The 1,414-nt window shown below is 66.7% G+C and carries 1 protein-coding gene; it reads left to right on the plus strand.

Features of this window, described 5'->3' with window-relative positions; genetic code table 11:
- Nucleotides 1-232: 232 nt before the first annotated feature.
- Entirely contained in the window at nucleotides 233-1,396 is a 1,164-nt protein-coding gene (locus tag ACWEFB_RS38250) for an IS110 family transposase (protein ID WP_452293109.1), read from the plus strand.
- Nucleotides 1,397-1,414 lie beyond the last annotated feature (18 nt).

Below are 1,414 nucleotides of genomic sequence, written 5' to 3' on the forward strand. Positions count from 1 at the left end.
TCGGCGGCTACTTATCTACTGGTGTTACGACCGCAGCCCGGCCAGGCTTGGTCGAGGTGACCGGCGGGGTCGCTCTTTCGGCGGCTGCCCACCGTGGTTTGGTGTGGCTCTCATCTGGCATGCGTCCTGCCGGTCACCGTGGCGCGGAGAGGCTCAAGAGGGGACTGCCCAGCTCGAAGTAGCGCTGCCCTCCTCGCCGGATTCAGGCCCGGTCTGATCGAGGAGGACGAGCGTGGGACAGGTCATCATCGGTATGGATCCGCACAAGCGGTCCGCGACCATCGAAATCATCAACCACCGCGAGAAGGTCCTCGCGCAGGGCCGGTTCACCACCGACCGCGACGGCTACCAGACGATGTTGAACCTCGGCCGGCAGCACAAGGACCGGATCTGGGCGGTGGAGGGTTGCAACGGCATTGGCCGGCACATCGCTCAACGCCTCGTCGCCGACGGTGAGACGGTGGTGGACGTGCCGGCGAAGCTGTCCGCGCGGGCCCGGGTGTTCGACACTGGTCAGGGTCGCAAAACGGACCCGGTCGACGCCCACAGCGTCGCGGTGGCAGCCCTGCGGGCGAAGGGTTTGCGGCAGGTCACCGTCGACGATGTCACGGTTGCGTTGAGGCTGCTGGTTGACCACCGCGACGGTCTCGGTCGCGCCCGCACCGACCTGGTCAACCGGATCCACAAGCTGCTGCTGGAGCTGTTGCCCGGTGGGGCGAAGAAGTTCCTGTCCGCCGCTCAGGCGCGGACCCTGCTCAACACGATCCGGCCGCGCGATCTGGTCGGGCGCACTCGCCGCCGGCTGGCCTCCGAGCTGATCACGGAACTGGTGCAGGTCGACAAGAAGATCAAGGCCGCGAACAAGGAACTGACCGAGCTCGTCGAGACCACCGGCAGCAGTCTGCGGGGCCTTAACGGCATCGGCCCCTCCGGCGCCGCCCGCCTGATCGGCGACATCGGTGACATCAGCCGGTTCGCCAGCCGCGGGCACTTCGCCTCCTGGAACGGCACCGCGCCCCTGGACGCGTCATCCGGCGACCAGCAACGCCACCGCCTGTCCCGGGCCGGGAACCGGCGCATCAACCGGGCCCTGCACATCATGGCCGTCGTCCAACTACGCCACGACACCGAAGGCCGCGCCTACTACCGGCGCAAACTCGCCACAGGCAAGACACCGATGGAAGCCATGCGCGCACTCAAACGCCGGCTGTCCGACATCGTCTACAGGCAAATGATCAAAGACGCCAACGAGGTCGGGACGGGCCCGGGAGGACACGTGGGGGCGACTCTCCAATCCAGCGCGGCCGATCAAATCCCCATGATCGACACTTCGGAACAGTCACTTCCCGGACCCGCCAGTCACCAGCCTAGAACACCACTACTCACCGCCTCTTGACACAGAGGGGTGCCAGAT

The organism is Micromonospora sp. NPDC004704 (assembly GCF_053601675.1).